Source organism: Pseudarthrobacter sp. NPDC055928 (assembly GCF_042270935.1).
GTDB lineage: Bacteria > Actinomycetota > Actinomycetes > Actinomycetales > Micrococcaceae > Arthrobacter.
The window spans coordinates 121,470-134,995 of record NZ_JBHJZH010000011.1 but is presented as its reverse complement, the minus strand read 5'-3'; the positions used below and the strand labels follow the sequence as shown (position 1 = coordinate 134,995).

14 protein-coding genes and 2 riboswitches are annotated in these 13,526 nt (G+C 65.6%); of the genes, 8 read left to right on the top strand and 6 right to left on the bottom strand.

Features of this window, described 5'->3' with window-relative positions; translation table 11 throughout:
• The first annotated feature begins 50 nt into the window (after positions 1 to 50).
• Positions 51 to 839: a DeoR/GlpR family DNA-binding transcription regulator gene (locus tag ACFC25_RS14775; RefSeq protein WP_376046355.1), complete on the top strand. Its 789-nt coding sequence runs from the start codon at positions 51 to 53 to the stop codon at positions 837 to 839.
• Positions 840 to 851: 12 nt separating this feature from the next.
• On the opposite strand, the gene ACFC25_RS14770 is transcribed toward ACFC25_RS14775, so the two are convergent.
• Positions 852 to 1,532: a histidine phosphatase family protein gene (locus tag ACFC25_RS14770; RefSeq protein WP_337352607.1), complete on the bottom strand. Its 681-nt coding sequence runs from the start codon at positions 1,530 to 1,532 to the stop codon at positions 852 to 854.
• A gap of 85 nt (positions 1,533 to 1,617) precedes the next feature.
• Between ACFC25_RS14770 and ACFC25_RS14765 the strand changes: the two genes are divergently transcribed.
• The gene (locus ACFC25_RS14765; protein ID WP_337352606.1) at positions 1,618 to 2,394 is read left to right on the top strand and encodes a type II CAAX endopeptidase family protein; all 777 of its coding nucleotides are present in this window, start codon (positions 1,618 to 1,620) and stop codon (positions 2,392 to 2,394) included.
• A 151-nt stretch (positions 2,395 to 2,545) separates the two neighbouring features.
• Here the strand turns inward: ACFC25_RS14765 and ACFC25_RS14760 are convergent, their stop codons facing one another.
• Complete coding sequence (locus tag ACFC25_RS14760) at positions 2,546 to 3,184, bottom strand: VOC family protein (RefSeq protein ID WP_337347526.1); 639 nt, start codon at positions 3,182 to 3,184, stop codon at positions 2,546 to 2,548.
• Between the two features lie 172 nt (positions 3,185 to 3,356).
• Positions 3,357 to 3,472, top strand: a riboswitch (SAM riboswitch).
• A gap of 43 nt (positions 3,473 to 3,515) precedes the next feature.
• Between ACFC25_RS14760 and ACFC25_RS14755 the strand changes: the two genes are divergently transcribed.
• Together ACFC25_RS14755 and ACFC25_RS14750 are read left to right on the top strand one after the other, a co-directional pair.
• Positions 3,516 to 4,835, top strand: a complete 1,320-nt coding sequence (locus ACFC25_RS14755) for a bifunctional o-acetylhomoserine/o-acetylserine sulfhydrylase (RefSeq protein ID WP_337347527.1) — start codon at positions 3,516 to 3,518, stop codon at positions 4,833 to 4,835.
• A 122-nt stretch (positions 4,836 to 4,957) separates the two neighbouring features.
• A riboswitch (SAM riboswitch) is annotated at positions 4,958 to 5,073 on the top strand.
• 12 nt (positions 5,074 to 5,085) lie between these two features.
• A complete protein-coding gene (locus ACFC25_RS14750) occupies positions 5,086 to 6,201 on the top strand; it encodes a homoserine O-acetyltransferase (protein WP_376046350.1) in 1,116 nt (371 codons plus the stop codon).
• A 52-nt stretch (positions 6,202 to 6,253) separates the two neighbouring features.
• Here the strand turns inward: ACFC25_RS14750 and ACFC25_RS14745 are convergent, their stop codons facing one another.
• From ACFC25_RS14745 to ACFC25_RS14735, 3 genes are read right to left on the bottom strand one after another with little or no spacing between them, the layout of a single operon-like run.
• Complete coding sequence (locus tag ACFC25_RS14745; protein WP_337347529.1) at positions 6,254 to 6,748, bottom strand: hypothetical protein; 495 nt, start codon at positions 6,746 to 6,748, stop codon at positions 6,254 to 6,256.
• Between the two features lie 13 nt (positions 6,749 to 6,761).
• Positions 6,762 to 7,967, bottom strand: a complete 1,206-nt coding sequence (locus ACFC25_RS14740) for a winged helix DNA-binding domain-containing protein (protein WP_337352604.1) — start codon at positions 7,965 to 7,967, stop codon at positions 6,762 to 6,764.
• 44 nt (positions 7,968 to 8,011) lie between these two features.
• Entirely contained in the window at positions 8,012 to 8,863 is an 852-nt protein-coding gene (locus ACFC25_RS14735) for an SGNH/GDSL hydrolase family protein (RefSeq protein ID WP_337347686.1), read from the bottom strand.
• A gap of 95 nt (positions 8,864 to 8,958) precedes the next feature.
• Between ACFC25_RS14735 and ACFC25_RS14730 the strand changes: the two genes are divergently transcribed.
• The gene (locus ACFC25_RS14730) at positions 8,959 to 9,609 is read left to right on the top strand and encodes a phospholipase (RefSeq protein ID WP_337352603.1); all 651 of its coding nucleotides are present in this window, start codon (positions 8,959 to 8,961) and stop codon (positions 9,607 to 9,609) included.
• A 76-nt stretch (positions 9,610 to 9,685) separates the two neighbouring features.
• Here ACFC25_RS14730 and ACFC25_RS14725 read toward each other — a convergent pair whose 3' ends face one another.
• On the bottom strand, positions 9,686 to 9,919 hold the full coding sequence (locus ACFC25_RS14725) for an RNA-binding S4 domain-containing protein (protein ID WP_337352602.1): 234 nt from the start codon (positions 9,917 to 9,919) through the stop codon (positions 9,686 to 9,688).
• A 33-nt stretch (positions 9,920 to 9,952) separates the two neighbouring features.
• On the opposite strand from ACFC25_RS14725, the gene ACFC25_RS14720 reads away from it, so the two are divergent.
• From ACFC25_RS14720 to ACFC25_RS14710, 3 genes are all read left to right on the top strand, one after another.
• Positions 9,953 to 10,942, top strand: a complete 990-nt coding sequence (locus ACFC25_RS14720) for a DMT family transporter (RefSeq protein ID WP_337352601.1) — start codon at positions 9,953 to 9,955, stop codon at positions 10,940 to 10,942.
• A gap of 148 nt (positions 10,943 to 11,090) precedes the next feature.
• Complete coding sequence (locus ACFC25_RS14715; protein ID WP_337347534.1) at positions 11,091 to 12,476, top strand: glycine--tRNA ligase; 1,386 nt, start codon at positions 11,091 to 11,093, stop codon at positions 12,474 to 12,476.
• A gap of 2 nt (positions 12,477 to 12,478) precedes the next feature.
• Positions 12,479 to 13,510: a GNAT family N-acetyltransferase gene (locus ACFC25_RS14710; protein WP_376046344.1), complete on the top strand. Its 1,032-nt coding sequence runs from the start codon at positions 12,479 to 12,481 to the stop codon at positions 13,508 to 13,510.
• Positions 13,511 to 13,526 lie beyond the last annotated feature (16 nt).

The following is a 13,526-nucleotide window of genomic DNA, read 5'->3' as shown; positions in this document are numbered from 1 at the left end:
CAATCAGAAAACGTCATAATCGAGTGACTGTTTGACGCTGAGAGGCCCCCATGACCCGTACCGACCGCCTGACGGCCATCTTGGATATCCTCGCGAAGACCGGCCAGGTCGAGGTTGAGGAGATCGTCTCACAGCTTGCTGTTTCGCCCGCCACGGCCCGCCGCGACCTGGACAGCCTGGCCAAGAGGCGGCTGCTGACCCGCACCCGGGGCGGCGCCACCACCGGAGCGCTCGCCTACGACCTTCCCGGGCGATACAACCGAGACGACCACGCCGAAGCCAAGGAACAAATCGCCCAGGCGGCCTCGGCACTGATCAGGCCCGGGGCCGTGATCGGCCTGTGCGGCGGCACCACCAGCACCGCCCTGGCGCAGATCCTGGCAACCCGCGAGGACCTCAACGCCCCCGCCAACCAGCCAACGCTGACCGTCGTCACCAATGCGATCAACATCGCCTCGCAGCTGGCCGTCCGGCCCAACATCAAGGTCATGGTGACCGGCGGCATCCTGAATCCCCGCTCCTACGAGCTCGTGGGACCGTACACGGACATCATCATGCAGAAGGTGGTCCTGGATATCGCCTTCATCGGAGTCAACGGCATCGACCCGATAGTTGGCCCCACGAACACCGGGGAAGGGGAGGCATCGGTGAACGCACTCCTCGCCAGCCGGGCGCGCGTGTCCTACGTGCTGGCCGATTCCTCCAAGGTGGGTGTACGTGCCTTCGCCACTATGGACGGCTATGACTTCACCCGCCTCATCACCGATGCCGGGATTTCTGCCGAGGACAAGGCCGCATTCGAGGCCAACGGAACCGAAGTGATCGTGGCGCCGCATTAGGACGCCACAGCGCTAGAACACCATGGGCGGGGCGTCCAGGACCGTCTCGTCCACCCGGCGTTCCACCCACTGGCTGAACGGAATGTCCAGTTCGTACTTGTCCGCGTCAGTCCGCACCAGGGTCCGCACGTCGGCGTTGTCCGGGTTGTTGAGGGACTCGAAGTACTCCACCGACCAGTGGAACCAACGCATGCAAAACAGCCGCATCGTCAGCCCGTGGGTCACCAGCAGGGTGTTGGGCGCGTAGTCCGGTTTGGACCAGTGGCGGTAGAGGGTTTCCATAAAGGAGGAGATCCGGTCGTAGACATCGGAGCCGGACTCGCCTTCGCGGAAGCGGTAGAAGAAGTGGCCGTAGGCGTTGCGCAGTTCCTTCTGGTCCTCGATGTCTCCGCTGATCTGGAAGTTGGCCCAGTCCTGTTCCCGGAGGCGCGGCTCTTCGATCACCCGTTCCGTAAGGTTGCCGAGGTTGAGTGCTTCCAGGGTTTGATGGGCACGCAGGTACGGCGACACATAGACGCAGACCTGGCGGCCATCAAGTTCCCGGCGGATCCGTTCGCCTGCCTCGGTGGCCTGCTCCAGGCCCAGGGGAGTCAGCGGGATACGGTAGTCCGGCACGCGGTTGTAAATGGACGTATCAGCGTTGGCCATGGACTGGCCATGCCGGATCATGATGATTTTCCCTGGCGCGCTCATAAGCCCCAAGCATAAGTCCTGTGCCCACGCCCTCCCGGGAAGCCCAAATCAGGAAAGAACCAGAAACTGCAGGCAAGATGGGAACATGCTGGTTCCCTCCCGCCGTCGGCTGCGGCTCGAAGTATGGATCGTCCTGGGCCTGTCGCTGGGGCAGTCCGCTGTCTACTCAGTGGTGCAGCTGCTGGATAAGATGACGCGCGCCCCGCTGGCTGAAGGTACCTCCACGCTTAACCGCTCACAGAGCACCCGCGAATACTTTGATCTCACCTACCAGCTGCTGGACATCATCTTCGCGTTGGTTCCGGTCTTGCTGGTCATCTACTTCCTCACTGACCACCGGCAGTCCACCTCCGGGGCCCCGCAGGGCGGCTCGGCGTTCCGGAAGCTCGGCTTCGACTTTGCCCGGCCCGGTCGCGACATGCTCCAGGGGCTGGGCCTCGCAGCGCTGATCGGCGTTCCGTCCCTCGGCCTATATGCTGCGGGCCGGGCCCTGGGCATCACCACCGCCATCATCCCCAGCGCACTGGATGCGTACTGGTGGACGGTGCCTGTGCTGATCCTGTCCGCCCTGCGGCATGCCGTCGTGGAGGAAGTCATTGTGGTGGGGTACCTCCTGAACCGCTTCGGCGCGTTCGGCTGGAGCGTTCCGCTGGCGATCTTCGCCAGTTCCATGCTGCGCGGCAGCTACCACCTCTACCAGGGCTTCGGGCCCTTCATTGGGAACGCTGTGATGGGGGTGGTCTTCGCCTGGCTGTACACCAGGACCCGGCGCGTTATGCCGCTGGTCATTGCCCACGCCCTGCTGGACATCGTGGCGTTTGTCGGCTTCAGCCTCTTTGGGAAGGCCGTCGGCCTCGGTTAGGCAGACTAAGGCCGGGGAAGTTAACCGGGGAAGTTAAAGGGATTCGGCCGCCATCGGTGGGTGGCATCGTTGGCACCCGCTGATGGCGGCCGAAGTATGTTGCCGGGCATGGCTGCCCGACGGGCCGTGCTGGCCCGGCGGAAGAAAGCAATCAGATGGTGACTGCTCCGGAGGCGGTCTCGAACGTGACGGACAGGATGCCAGGGGTCCCGTGCGGAGCTACCCAGTCCACGGCGACGTCTTCAAGTGGCTTCTCCACCGGTTCGCCCAGCCATTCGGTCACCCGTGCAGCGGAACCGGCGATGGTCAGGCAGGACATCTTGACATTGCTGTCATAGGCGTTGGACGGGTGGAGGGCGGGATCGCCTTCCCACTTGAGCATGTACGGGACCTGCGGGTCCGCGATCAGGCCCAGGATGCCGATCTGCTTCCAGACCAGTTCGCGGCCGTCGGGAAACTTGCGGTTTCCGTTGACCGCGGAGCGGCCGAGGCGTGCTTCGAAGGGGGCGAGGTCGTCAACTTCGACGCACCACCCCATCCAGCCGCCGCCGGCAGCGGAGCGTGCCCGGACGGCCTGTCCGAACGGTGCCTTGTCCGATGCCGGGTGGTCAAGCACCTCGACTACTTCCAGATATTTGTGCCCCGCGAGAGGGATGATCATGTTCCGGGTTCCGAAACGGGGGTGCACTCCGCCCTTTACGGCTTCAACGCCGAGGGCGGACGAAATACGTTCGGTGGTGGCAGCCAGGCCATCGTGTTCACAGGCGTAAGAGACGTGATCCATGCGCATGCCCTCATCTTGGCACTTTGTGATCGGGCTCTCAGCTAAGGGTATCCTTACCAACTTTCGGGTGCGTCACGAGTGGACATCGGGCTTTCCATCACCCCCGGGAAGAGCGCCGGGTGACCATGTTCGTCACAATGCTGTTGCGCGCCGTCGAACGGTTCCTACACTGAACGCAGGTCATGAGCGCCAGCGCCAAGCCCCGGCTCGCTGGCCGGCAACCCTCCATCCGCGGTGGGGTGCCCCGGGTGAGGACCTGGCTGCCCCGCAACGGCCGGGCGGCAAGCGCGGCCCGTGGTGCTCCCAGCATGCCGGGCCCATGTCAAAGGAGCCTTGAATGTCCGACGGATGGTCTTTTGAAACCCGCCAGATCCACGCCGGCCAGGAGCCGGACAGCGCCACAGGGGCGCGTGCCCTCCCGATCTACCAGACGACGTCGTTCGTCTTCCCGAGTGCCGAAAGCGCCGCCAACCGCTTCGCGCTCGCAGAATTGGCACCGATCTATACGCGGATCGGCAACCCCACCCAGGACGCCGTGGAGCAACGGATCGCCAGCCTGGAAGGCGGGTTGGCTGCCCTCCTGTTGAGCTCGGGGCAGGCGGCCGAAACCTTCGCCATCCTCAATATCGCCGAAGCCGGGGACCATGTGGTGGCAAGCCCCAGCCTTTATGGCGGCACGTACAACCTGCTGGGGTACACGCTGAAGAAGTTCGGCATCTCGGTGACGTTCGTGGAGGACCCGGATAACCTGGACCAGTGGCGCGAGGCCGTCCGCCCGAACACCAAACTGTTCTTTGCCGAGGTCGTGTCCAACCCGCGCCAGGATGTCCTCGATATCGAAGGGGTGTCCCGGACCGCCCACGAGGCCGGCGTTCCGTTGGTGGTGGACAATACGCTCTCCACGCCGTACCTCATACGCCCGCTGGAGTGGGGCGCCGATATTGTGGTCCACTCGGCCACCAAATACCTTGGCGGACACGGATCGGCGATCGCGGGGGTGATCGTGGACTCCGGCAACTTCGACTTCGGTCAAGACCCGGATAGGTTCCCTGGTTTCAACACCCCGGATCCCACCTACAACGGGCTGGTCTATGCCCGTGACCTTGGCGCCGGCGGCGCCTTGGGCGCCAACCTGTCCTACATCCTCAAAGCCCGCGTCCAGCTCCTCCGAGACCTCGGCTCCGCAGTATCGCCCTTCAACGCCTTCCTCATCGCCCAGGGCCTGGAGACGCTGAGCTTGCGGGTGGAGCGGCACGTTGAGAACGCCGTTGCGGTGGCGCAGTGGCTGGAAGCCCGTGACGACGTCGAGTCGGTAGCGTACGCGGGGCTGCCTTCGAGCCCCTGGTACGAGCGCGGACGCAAGTACGGCCCCAAGGGCACAGGAGCCGTGGTGGCCTTCAACCTGGCCGGCGGGGCCGAGGCGGGCAAGCGGTTTGTGGACGCCTTGGAGCTCCACAGCCATGTGGCGAACATCGGCGACGTCAGGTCCCTGGTCATCCACCCTGCGTCCACCACCCATAGCCAGCTCTCCCCGGAGCAGCAGGCAATTGCGGGCGTTACGCCGGGGCTGGTCCGCCTCTCCGTGGGCATCGAACACATCGATGACATCCTGGCGGACCTGGAGGCAGGTTTCCGGGCGGCCAAGGCGGCTCTCTAAGGCGGTTTCAGCGCCGGATTCCCGGCCCCGGGAGTCCGGCGCCCGGCAGGAGAGGCATTGTGGAGTCACAAACCAGTCACACTCTTAGCCAGATCCGGGGCTGGTTTCGTACACTCGGAGAAGGTCATGAGTGCCAGCGACAGCCCCGGCTTGCTGGCCGGCAACCCTCCTTTCGCGGCGGGGTGCCCCGGGTGAAGACCTGGCCTGCCGGTCATTCGACGGCGGGCAAGCGCGTAGAAAAGGTCTCCACATGACGATTACCGTCTCCCGTACCGCAGTACCCGAAAACGGCGTGGTCCGTTACGCCAGCATCGGCGGCCTTGAATTGGAAGCGGGCGGATACCTGCCCGAGGTCACGCTCGCCTATGAAACGTGGGGAACGCTCAATGAGGACGGCTCCAACGCCGTCCTCATTGAGCACGCCCTGACCGGCAGCACGCACGTGACACGCGGTGACAGCGACGAGCCGGGCTGGTGGGAGCAACTTGCCGGTCCAGGCGCGCCGGTGGACACGGACAGGTTCTTTGTGGTGTCCATCAACATTGTGGGCGGCTGCTACGGTTCCACCGGGCCGTCCTCGCCTGCTCCCGACGGCCGGCCCTGGGGTTCCCGCTTTCCGCTGGTGACCCTCCGTGACAGCACCGCCGCCGAGGCCCGGTTGGCGGACCAGCTGGGCATTCGGAGCTGGTACGCGGTGCTGGGCGGTTCCATGGGCGGTGCCCGTGCCTTGGAGTGGGCGCTCATTTACCCCGAACGGGTGGAGCGTTGCGCCGTGATCTCGATCGGTGCCGCCAGCACCGCCGAGCAGATCGCCTTTGCGCAGGCCCAGACGCTCGCCATCCGCCAGGACGCCAACTTCAACGGTGGCGACTACTATGGAGGGCCTTTCCCGGAGGACGGGCTGGCCCTGGCGCGGCGGATCGCCCACATCACCTATCGATCAGCCCAGGAGTTCGATGGGCGGTTCGGGCGGACGGCCCAGACTCCCGAAACGCCGCTGCGGGCAGCCGCGCTGGGGGACCGTGGGCGCTACCAGGTGGAGAGTTACCTTGACCACCAGGGCAGCAAGCTTGTCCGCCGCTTTGATGCCAACAGCTACATCGCCATCACCGAGGCCCTCATGAGCCACGACGTCTGCCGGGGGAGGGGAACCCTCAACGAAACCCTGGCGAGGGCGTCCGCAAAGTTCTTTGTTGCCGCGGTGGACTCGGACCGGCTTTACTTCCCGTCGCAGTCGCAGGAGCTCGCTGCCGCGCTTCCGGGAGCCGTGGATGTCCACGTTATCGAAGCGCCCATTGGCCACGACGGCTTCCTGACGGAGATCGGCCAGCTGGGGAGCCAACTCCGGAAGAATTTCCTGGTCTGACCGGGCGCCTCACGGCGCCACGAACGTTCCGGAAGCCTAGGAAGCCGGCTGGTCAGCCGTCCATGATTTCGGAGCGCCGCTTCATGTATTCGTCCACGGCCATCTCGCCGTTGCTGTACTGCTGGTCCAGTTCCGCGAGTTTGCGGGCCCGGTAGCCTTGGGGGGCCGACGGCGGCGGGGGAGTTGCAGGGGCGGCAGGCTTTTGGGGTGCCTCCGCTGCCTGTCCCGGCACAGGCTGGCCGTAGGGCGGGAACTGCTGGTCTGCGGGCGGCACTGGCATCATGGGCGGCAGCGGCTGGCTGGGCGGCAGGGGCTGCGGGCCGTTGATCTGGCGGAATCCGCCGCTCATGTAATCCTGCTGCGTGTAGCCGTCCCGCGGCTGGCGGCTCTGGGGCCCGGGGAACTGGCCCCCGCCCGGAAACTGGTCGGGGTAACGCCCGGAAAAGCTCTGGTCCTGGTTCCGCTTGTTGACGGATTTCCGGTACATCCGCATCGCCATCGGAATCAGGAACGACAAAATGATGATCCAGAAGAACAAGCTGTTCACGGTGTAACGCCTCTCATGTGTGTCCTTCCAGCTTAGCCCCGGACGGCACCCGGACCGCGGGGATGCCCAGGAAAGCCGCATACCTGTCCACGGCGTCGCCGATGGCAACGTCCAGCGCAGAGCCTGGTGCCGGATCGGTGGAGGCGAACAGCCGGATATCCAGTTCGCAGCGGCCCGAAAGCAGTGTGTGCCGCCAGGAGCCCGCCATCCGACCGTCCAGCAGCACCACGTGCATCAGGGCACCGTCGACAGGAAGCGCCGGGGCGGAGCCGCCCAGGTAGTGCCTTGTTGCGGAGTAGCCCATCACATATTCGTCGTAGCACTGGATGAGGTCGATCCGAGGTCCGCTGGGCTGGCTGCCGGTCTCGTCACCGGAGCCGCCAGGCCCGGCATTGTGATAGAACACCACGCCGTCAATCGCCGTTGTGCCGAGGGCCCCGGGATCCCGGTCCAGGGCAAGAAGCACGCCCTGCCGGACATCGGCCATCGTGAGCCCCGACCAGTCGGCGCAATCTTTGACCGTCGCGGGGCCGCGGCTCGTGAAATACCGCACGGCGAGTTCGGCCAGCGCGTTTTCCCGGGTGGGAACTTTCACAGGTCCCGCCGGGACCCGCTCGTCAAAGTGGGCGTAGGTCTGCTTCAGAGCACCGCCCCGGCTCCGCACCGGCGAACCACTCACCAGCACGCCGCTGATTTCGGCGTGCATGATCAGGTAGGCGAGTTCCAGTCCTTTTCCCGCGTAGCCGGCAGACTGAAGAGTGGCCGCGAGCTGTTCCCGGGTCTTGTGGTTTCCGCCGGCGACGGCCCTGGCCAGCACCTCCCCGCTCCGGGCGGCCACGGCGGCGTCGATGCCGGTGCGGCGGTACATGCCTGCATTGCCTTGGTGGAGCCGGGGCGCGGACAATGCCAGCAGCCACCGCAGATCGTCCCGGTGGACGAAATGCCAGGTGGGCCGGAGGATATGCGTGCGCAGGATCCGGCCGTCTGCTACGGCCTCCTCGACGTCCGCGGCCGTGGCGGCTGGTCCTCCATCGGTGGAACGGTCCAGGTCCCCGAAGGTGTGCTGCGAGGCGCGCTGCGCCAGGCTCCAGCGGGCGTAGGGAAATTCCTGTGCCTGCACGGCCAGCAGCTTGCGCAGGGCAGCCTCGGGAGATTCCGCGGCCGATCCCCGGAGCATCTGGGACCGGAGACGCAGCCGCACCACCGTATCCGGTTCCATGGCCATCCCCCGTTGCACCCTGCCGGCCCCGGGCCGTTCCGCCGCTAGTGCCGGCCCGCGTCGGTGGAACCGAGCGGACCTTCACCGGATCCCAAGGGGACGCCCGGACCGAACACGGGTCCCGGCGTCGGGCGCTTAGCGGTGATCCCATCGCCGGAGGAACGGTGACGGAGCCTCCGCACTACCCACGGCACAAAGTATTCGCGTGCCCACACAAGGTCCCCGGTGCGGGCCTCACGCCAGGTGCGGGGTGGCAGCGGCTTGGGCTGCAGCGGCTCCAGTGTATGGCTGACGTTGAGTGCGTCCAGGACCATGGCCGCGATGGTGTGGTGTCCCAGAGGAGAGAAGTGCAGCCGGTCCTCGTCCCACATCTGCGGGTCGCTGAGCTGCCGCAGGGACCACATGTCGGCGATGATGGCGTCATGCCGGGCCGCGACGGTCCGCAGGTTCTCGTTATAGATGGCCACCTTGCTGCGGACCCGGCCCAGGACTGACGACCCGGTGTCCGGGCCGTTGAAGAGCACCACCGTGGCTCCGCCCATGCCCAATATCTGCACCACAGAATCGAGCTTCTCCGCGAGGGCGTCGGGGTCGCCGCCGGGCCGGATGAGGTCGTTCCCGCCGGCCGACAGCGTCACCAAGTCAGGCTTCAGGGCAAGGCACGGTGCAAGCTGCTGGTCCACGATCTGCTGGAGGAGCCTGCCCCGCACGGCGAGGTTGGCGTAGGCGAAATCCTCCTGGCCCCGGCCCAGCTCCTCTGCTACCCGGTCAGCCCAGCCGCGGTAGCCACCGGGGCGGGACGGTTCGGGGTCGCCGATCCCCTCCGTGAAGGAGTCGCCCATGGCCACATAGCGGGTCCAGGGATGGGATTCCACAGCGGAAGGCGGGTTCTGCATGGCTTTGGCTTCACTCACGGTCCTATCCTGCCTGTTCGTTCTCAAGCTACGCCAACGTAGGTTGTTACCGTCGGGTAACTGTAAGAATGGAAACCATGACTGAAGCCGAAGTATTTCCTGCCCCTGTTGTTTTGTGGTCCCAGCCCGAGGACCAGCGTGACGGAAAGCCGTTGCTGGTGCTGCTGCACGGGTACGGCGCCAACGAGCAGGATCTCCTGAGCCTTGCAGACATGCTGCCGGCGGACTTTGCGGTGGCTTCGGTGCGTGCTCCGATGGCCATGGGGCCGGGCTTTACCTGGTTCCCGCTGACGGCGTCGATCGACTACTCCCTGGACGCCGTGAAGAGGGCCTCCGGCTACCTACTGGAATGGATTGACACCATTAAGGTTGGCCATCCCTCGGTGACGCTGCTCGGCTTCTCCATGGGCATGGCCATGGCTACCACGCTGCTGCGGCAGCGCCCCACTGACTTCGCTGCCGTCGTCGGCCTTTCCGGCTTTGCGATTGACGCGGGCGATGATCCCACGTTCCGCGACTCCGAACTGGATGGCAGCATCCCCATGTTCTGGGGCCGAGACCAGCAGGACCCTGTGATCACCCCGGACAAGATCGACTTCACCATGGGCTGGGTCCGCAAGCACGTGAAGCTCACGAAGGTGCTCTACACGGGCATGTGGCACGGCATCAACCAGCAGGAAATCGGGCACGTGTCCGAGTTCCTGACGCACGAGGTCCTGAAGAAGTAAAGATTACTGAGCCAGAAAAGCGGACGACGGCGGCGCGCGGCCGCAGTGTCCGGCCCGCCGCACGCCGTCGGGAATATCAGGCCTGCGGCGCGACGACCTTCACGGTCTGACCGTTGACGGTGACGGTGTCGCCGTTGCGCAGCTGGCGCCCGCGGCGGTCATCTATATCCCCGTTGACTTTGACGAGACCGTTCTTGATCAGCTCGGCTGCCTCCACGCCGTCCTCCACGAGGCTGGCAAGCTTCAGGAGCTGGCCGAGGCGGATCATGCTGTCGCGGATGGGGATCTCTTCAATATCCGGGTTGCTCATACAAGCAATGATGCCTGACGTAAGGTGAATTCAATGACCCACACCCCCCGGCTGCCGTTGCTGGCAGGCCTTCCGATGGCAGTCGGAGCAGGCCTGGCGATCCCGGTCCAGGGAAGGATCAACGGCGCCCTCGGTGCCAGGCTCAATGACGGGATAGCCGCGTCCGTGGTGAGTTTCAGCACAGGCCTGGTCCTGATGGTGCTGATTTCGCTGGTCCTGCCTAAGGGGCGCGCCGGCCTGGCAAGGATCGTTCCCGCCGTCCGCAGCCGCGCCTTTCCTCCCGTTTATGTCCTGGCCGGCGGAATTGGGGCGCTCTTCGTCTTTGCCCAGTCCTTCACGGTCGGGCTCCTGGGCGTTGCCCTGTTCACCGTGGCCACCGTGACCGGCCAGACCCTGAGCGGCCTGCTGGTGGACCGTCTGGGCATCGGCCCTGCCGGCAAGAAGCCGGTGACCGGCATCCGGATCATCGGTTGCGTCCTGACCATCGCCGCTGTGGCTTGGGCTGTGTCCCCGCGGTTCGCAGCGGGGTCCGGGTCCGGTACAGCGGCCGACGGCGGCCCCGCCGCCTTGCTGCTGCCGCTCCTGCTCCCCGTGGCGGCGGGTTTCCTGATGAGCTTCCAGCAGGCCATGAACGGAACCGCCACTGTCCACTACGGCACGCCCATCGCCGCGACGCTGGTCAACTTCGTGGCAGGCACTGTGGTGCTGTGGACCGCCTGGGGAATCAAGGTTGCGCTGGCAGGGCCGGGAAGCCCGCTGCCGGGGGAGTGGTGGTACTACGTCGGCGGACCCATGGGCTGCGTGTTCATCGGACTCGGTGCTCTTCTGGTCCGCAGCCTCGGGGTCCTGGTCACCGGGCTTGGCATGATCGCCGGGCAACTGCTGGGTTCCCTTGGCCTTGACCTCCTGGTCCCAGCTCCGGGTACCATCGTGGCGCCCGCCACCGTGCTGGGCACCATCCTCACGTTGGCCGCCATCGTCTTGGCCACACTGCCCTGGCCCCGGGGCGCCTTCCGGAGGTAGCGGCCGGTAGGCTAGGACACGCAGCTTTCTGCAATGTTTCCTTCGCCCGCCCCGCCCGGCCACCAGAGGTGTTTCGCCCACGGTGATTCCGGGGGCCAGATAACCCGCGGACCGCACCCAGCGGCCCTGTAGAAATTGGAGTTCCACCATGGCACCAAAATCCGTTCTCGATCAGGTCATTTCCCTCTCCAAACGGAGGGGCTTCGTGTTCCAGGCCGGTGAGATCTACGGTGGTTCACGTTCTGCATGGGACTACGGGCCCCTTGGTGCCGAGTTGAAGGAAAACATCAAGCGCCAGTGGTGGCAGTCCATGGTCCGCGGCCGTGAGGACGTAGTTGGCCTGGACTCGTCCGTCATCCTTCCCCGCCAGGTCTGGGAGGCCTCCGGCCACGTTGACGTCTTCTCAGATCCGCTGGTGGAGTGCCTGTCCTGCCACAAGCGGTACCGCGCGGACCACCTCGAGGAAGAGTACGAGGAAAAGAAGGGCCGCCCGGCCGAAAACGGCCTGAAGGACATCGCCTGCGCCAACTGCGGCACCCGCGGCGAATGGACCGAACCGCAGGAATTCTCCGGCCTCCTCAAAACCTTCCTGGGCCCCGTCGCCAGCGACGAAGGCCTGCACTACCTGCGCCCGGAAACCGCGCAGGGCATCTTCGTGAATTTCAACAACGTCCTCACCACCTCGCGCAAGAAGCCACCGTTCGGCATCGGCCAGATCGGCAAGTCCTTCCGCAACGAGATCACACCCGGAAACTTCATTTTCCGCACCCGTGAATTCGAGCAGATGGAAATGGAATTCTTCGTAGAGCCCGGCACGGACGAGGAATGGCACCAGTACTGGATGAAGGAGCGTATGTCCTGGTATACCGGCCTGGGCATCCGTGAGGACAACCTGCGGTTCTTCGAGCACCCGCTGGAGAAGCTCAGCCACTATTCCAAGGGCACCACCGACATCGAATACCGCTTCGGCTTCCAGGGCTCGGAATGGGGCGAGCTCGAGGGCATCGCCAACCGTACGGACTTTGACCTCTCCACCCATGCCAAAGCCTCCGGCACGGACTTGAGCTACTTCAACCAGGCCACCAACGAGCGCTACACGCCTTACGTGATCGAGCCCGCCGCCGGCCTCACCCGGTCCTTCATGGCGTTCCTGATCGACGCCTATACCGAGGACGAGGCTCCCAACGCCAAGGGCGGCGTCGATGTCCGCACTGTCCTGAAGCTGGACCCGCGCCTCGCCCCGGTCAAGGCAGCCGTGCTGCCGCTGAGCCGCAACGAGGACCTGTCGCCGAAGGCGAAGGACCTGGGCACGCAGCTGCGCAAGAACTGGAACATCGACTTCGACGACGCCGGCGCGATCGGCCGCCGCTACCGCCGCCAGGATGAGATCGGCACCCCGTTCTGCATCACCGTGGACTTCGACACCCTGGACGACCACGCCGTGACCATCCGCGAGCGGGACACCATGACGCAGGAACGCGTGTCCCTGGACAAGGTGGAAGGCTACCTGGCCGCCCGCCTGATCGGCGCCTGAGCATGGCCATCGAATACCGCGAGTGGCGAGAGGGCGATGACCTCGCGCTCCTGGAAATCTGGGGCGATCCGGAAACCTTCCAGGCCGGCCAGTTCCGCGGGGCCCTGACGGTTTCCTCAGCAGGTACGGATGGGACTCCCTGGCGCCGGACCATCGTGGCCGAGGACGTCATTGACGGCGTCGGCATTCCGGTGGCGGCAGGCGTGGTCTACGAGGCTTCGCTGCACCCTGAACGCCTGTGGGCTTACATCGAAGTGGCGCGGGACCACCGCCGGTCAGGCATCGGTGCCACGCTCCTGACCATGCTCCGCCGCGAAGCCGAACACGCGCCGTCGGGCGTCACCAAGCTCCGCGCGAAGGTCCAGCCCGGCAGCCCCGGGGCCGCGTTCGCCGAAGCCTTCGGACTGTCGGCCATCCAGCGTTCCCGGCTGGTGGTAGTGGAACCCGGCGCCCTGAAGCTGCCGGTTTTCCCGGCCAAGGACGACGGCGGCCGGCCCGCCAACGACGAAAACGCCGGCTCCGACGTTGTCATGGATCTCGCTACCGGGTCCGTCGAGCTGACCGATGTGGTGGGGCGGTACTACACGTCCATCCACGACTGGGATTCACCGGGCGTGCTGTCCATGGGGCAGGTGCAGAAGCTTTTCCTTGACGACCTCACCGGCGCCCACGGTGCGATCGTGCTGCGGGCCGAGCCGGAGTCCGCCTTTGGCTCTGGGGTTGCGCCCAGCAAGAAAGGGCGGATCCGTGCGTTTGCAGTGAGCTATGCCGAGGCATCCCAGGACCCGCTGGCCCAGGAAGGTTCCGCACCTGGTTCGGCGGCCACGGACGTCTTTGTTGGGCATGATCCGGCCCTTGACGCCGCCGACGCCGCCGAAGCGGTCCGCGACCTGCTCTCGCTCATCGCGTACCAGCACCCGGTCATGCTGGAACTGGACGACTCCATGACGGCCCTGCGTGCCGCCGTCGAGCCTTTGCTGGACAGCGGCAAGGCGCGGCAGGCCGGTGCGGAAACGCTGATCGTCTCGGACTGACCCGCCCTTCCCAACT

Coding starts and splice junctions, on each gene's coding strand:
- ACFC25_RS14710 (WP_376046344.1), top strand. CDS start 12,479: ATGGCCATCGAATACCGCGAGTGGCGAGAGGGCGATGACCTCGCGCTC.
- ACFC25_RS14755 (WP_337347527.1), top strand. CDS start 3,516: ATGTCCGACGGATGGTCTTTTGAAACCCGCCAGATCCACGCCGGCCAG.
- ACFC25_RS14750 (WP_376046350.1), top strand. CDS start 5,086: ATGACGATTACCGTCTCCCGTACCGCAGTACCCGAAAACGGCGTGGTC.
- ACFC25_RS14715 (WP_337347534.1), top strand. CDS start 11,091: ATGGCACCAAAATCCGTTCTCGATCAGGTCATTTCCCTCTCCAAACGG.
- ACFC25_RS14730 (WP_337352603.1), top strand. CDS start 8,959: ATGACTGAAGCCGAAGTATTTCCTGCCCCTGTTGTTTTGTGGTCCCAG.
- ACFC25_RS14735 (WP_337347686.1), bottom strand. CDS start 8,863: ATGCAGAACCCGCCTTCCGCTGTGGAATCCCATCCCTGGACCCGCTAT.
- ACFC25_RS14725 (WP_337352602.1), bottom strand. CDS start 9,919: ATGAGCAACCCGGATATTGAAGAGATCCCCATCCGCGACAGCATGATC.
- ACFC25_RS14775 (WP_376046355.1), top strand. CDS start 51: ATGACCCGTACCGACCGCCTGACGGCCATCTTGGATATCCTCGCGAAG.
- ACFC25_RS14770 (WP_337352607.1), bottom strand. CDS start 1,532: ATGAGCGCGCCAGGGAAAATCATCATGATCCGGCATGGCCAGTCCATG.
- ACFC25_RS14720 (WP_337352601.1), top strand. CDS start 9,953: ATGACCCACACCCCCCGGCTGCCGTTGCTGGCAGGCCTTCCGATGGCA.
- ACFC25_RS14740 (WP_337352604.1), bottom strand. CDS start 7,967: ATGGAACCGGATACGGTGGTGCGGCTGCGTCTCCGGTCCCAGATGCTC.
- ACFC25_RS14765 (WP_337352606.1), top strand. CDS start 1,618: ATGCTGGTTCCCTCCCGCCGTCGGCTGCGGCTCGAAGTATGGATCGTC.
- ACFC25_RS14760 (WP_337347526.1), bottom strand. CDS start 3,184: ATGCGCATGGATCACGTCTCTTACGCCTGTGAACACGATGGCCTGGCT.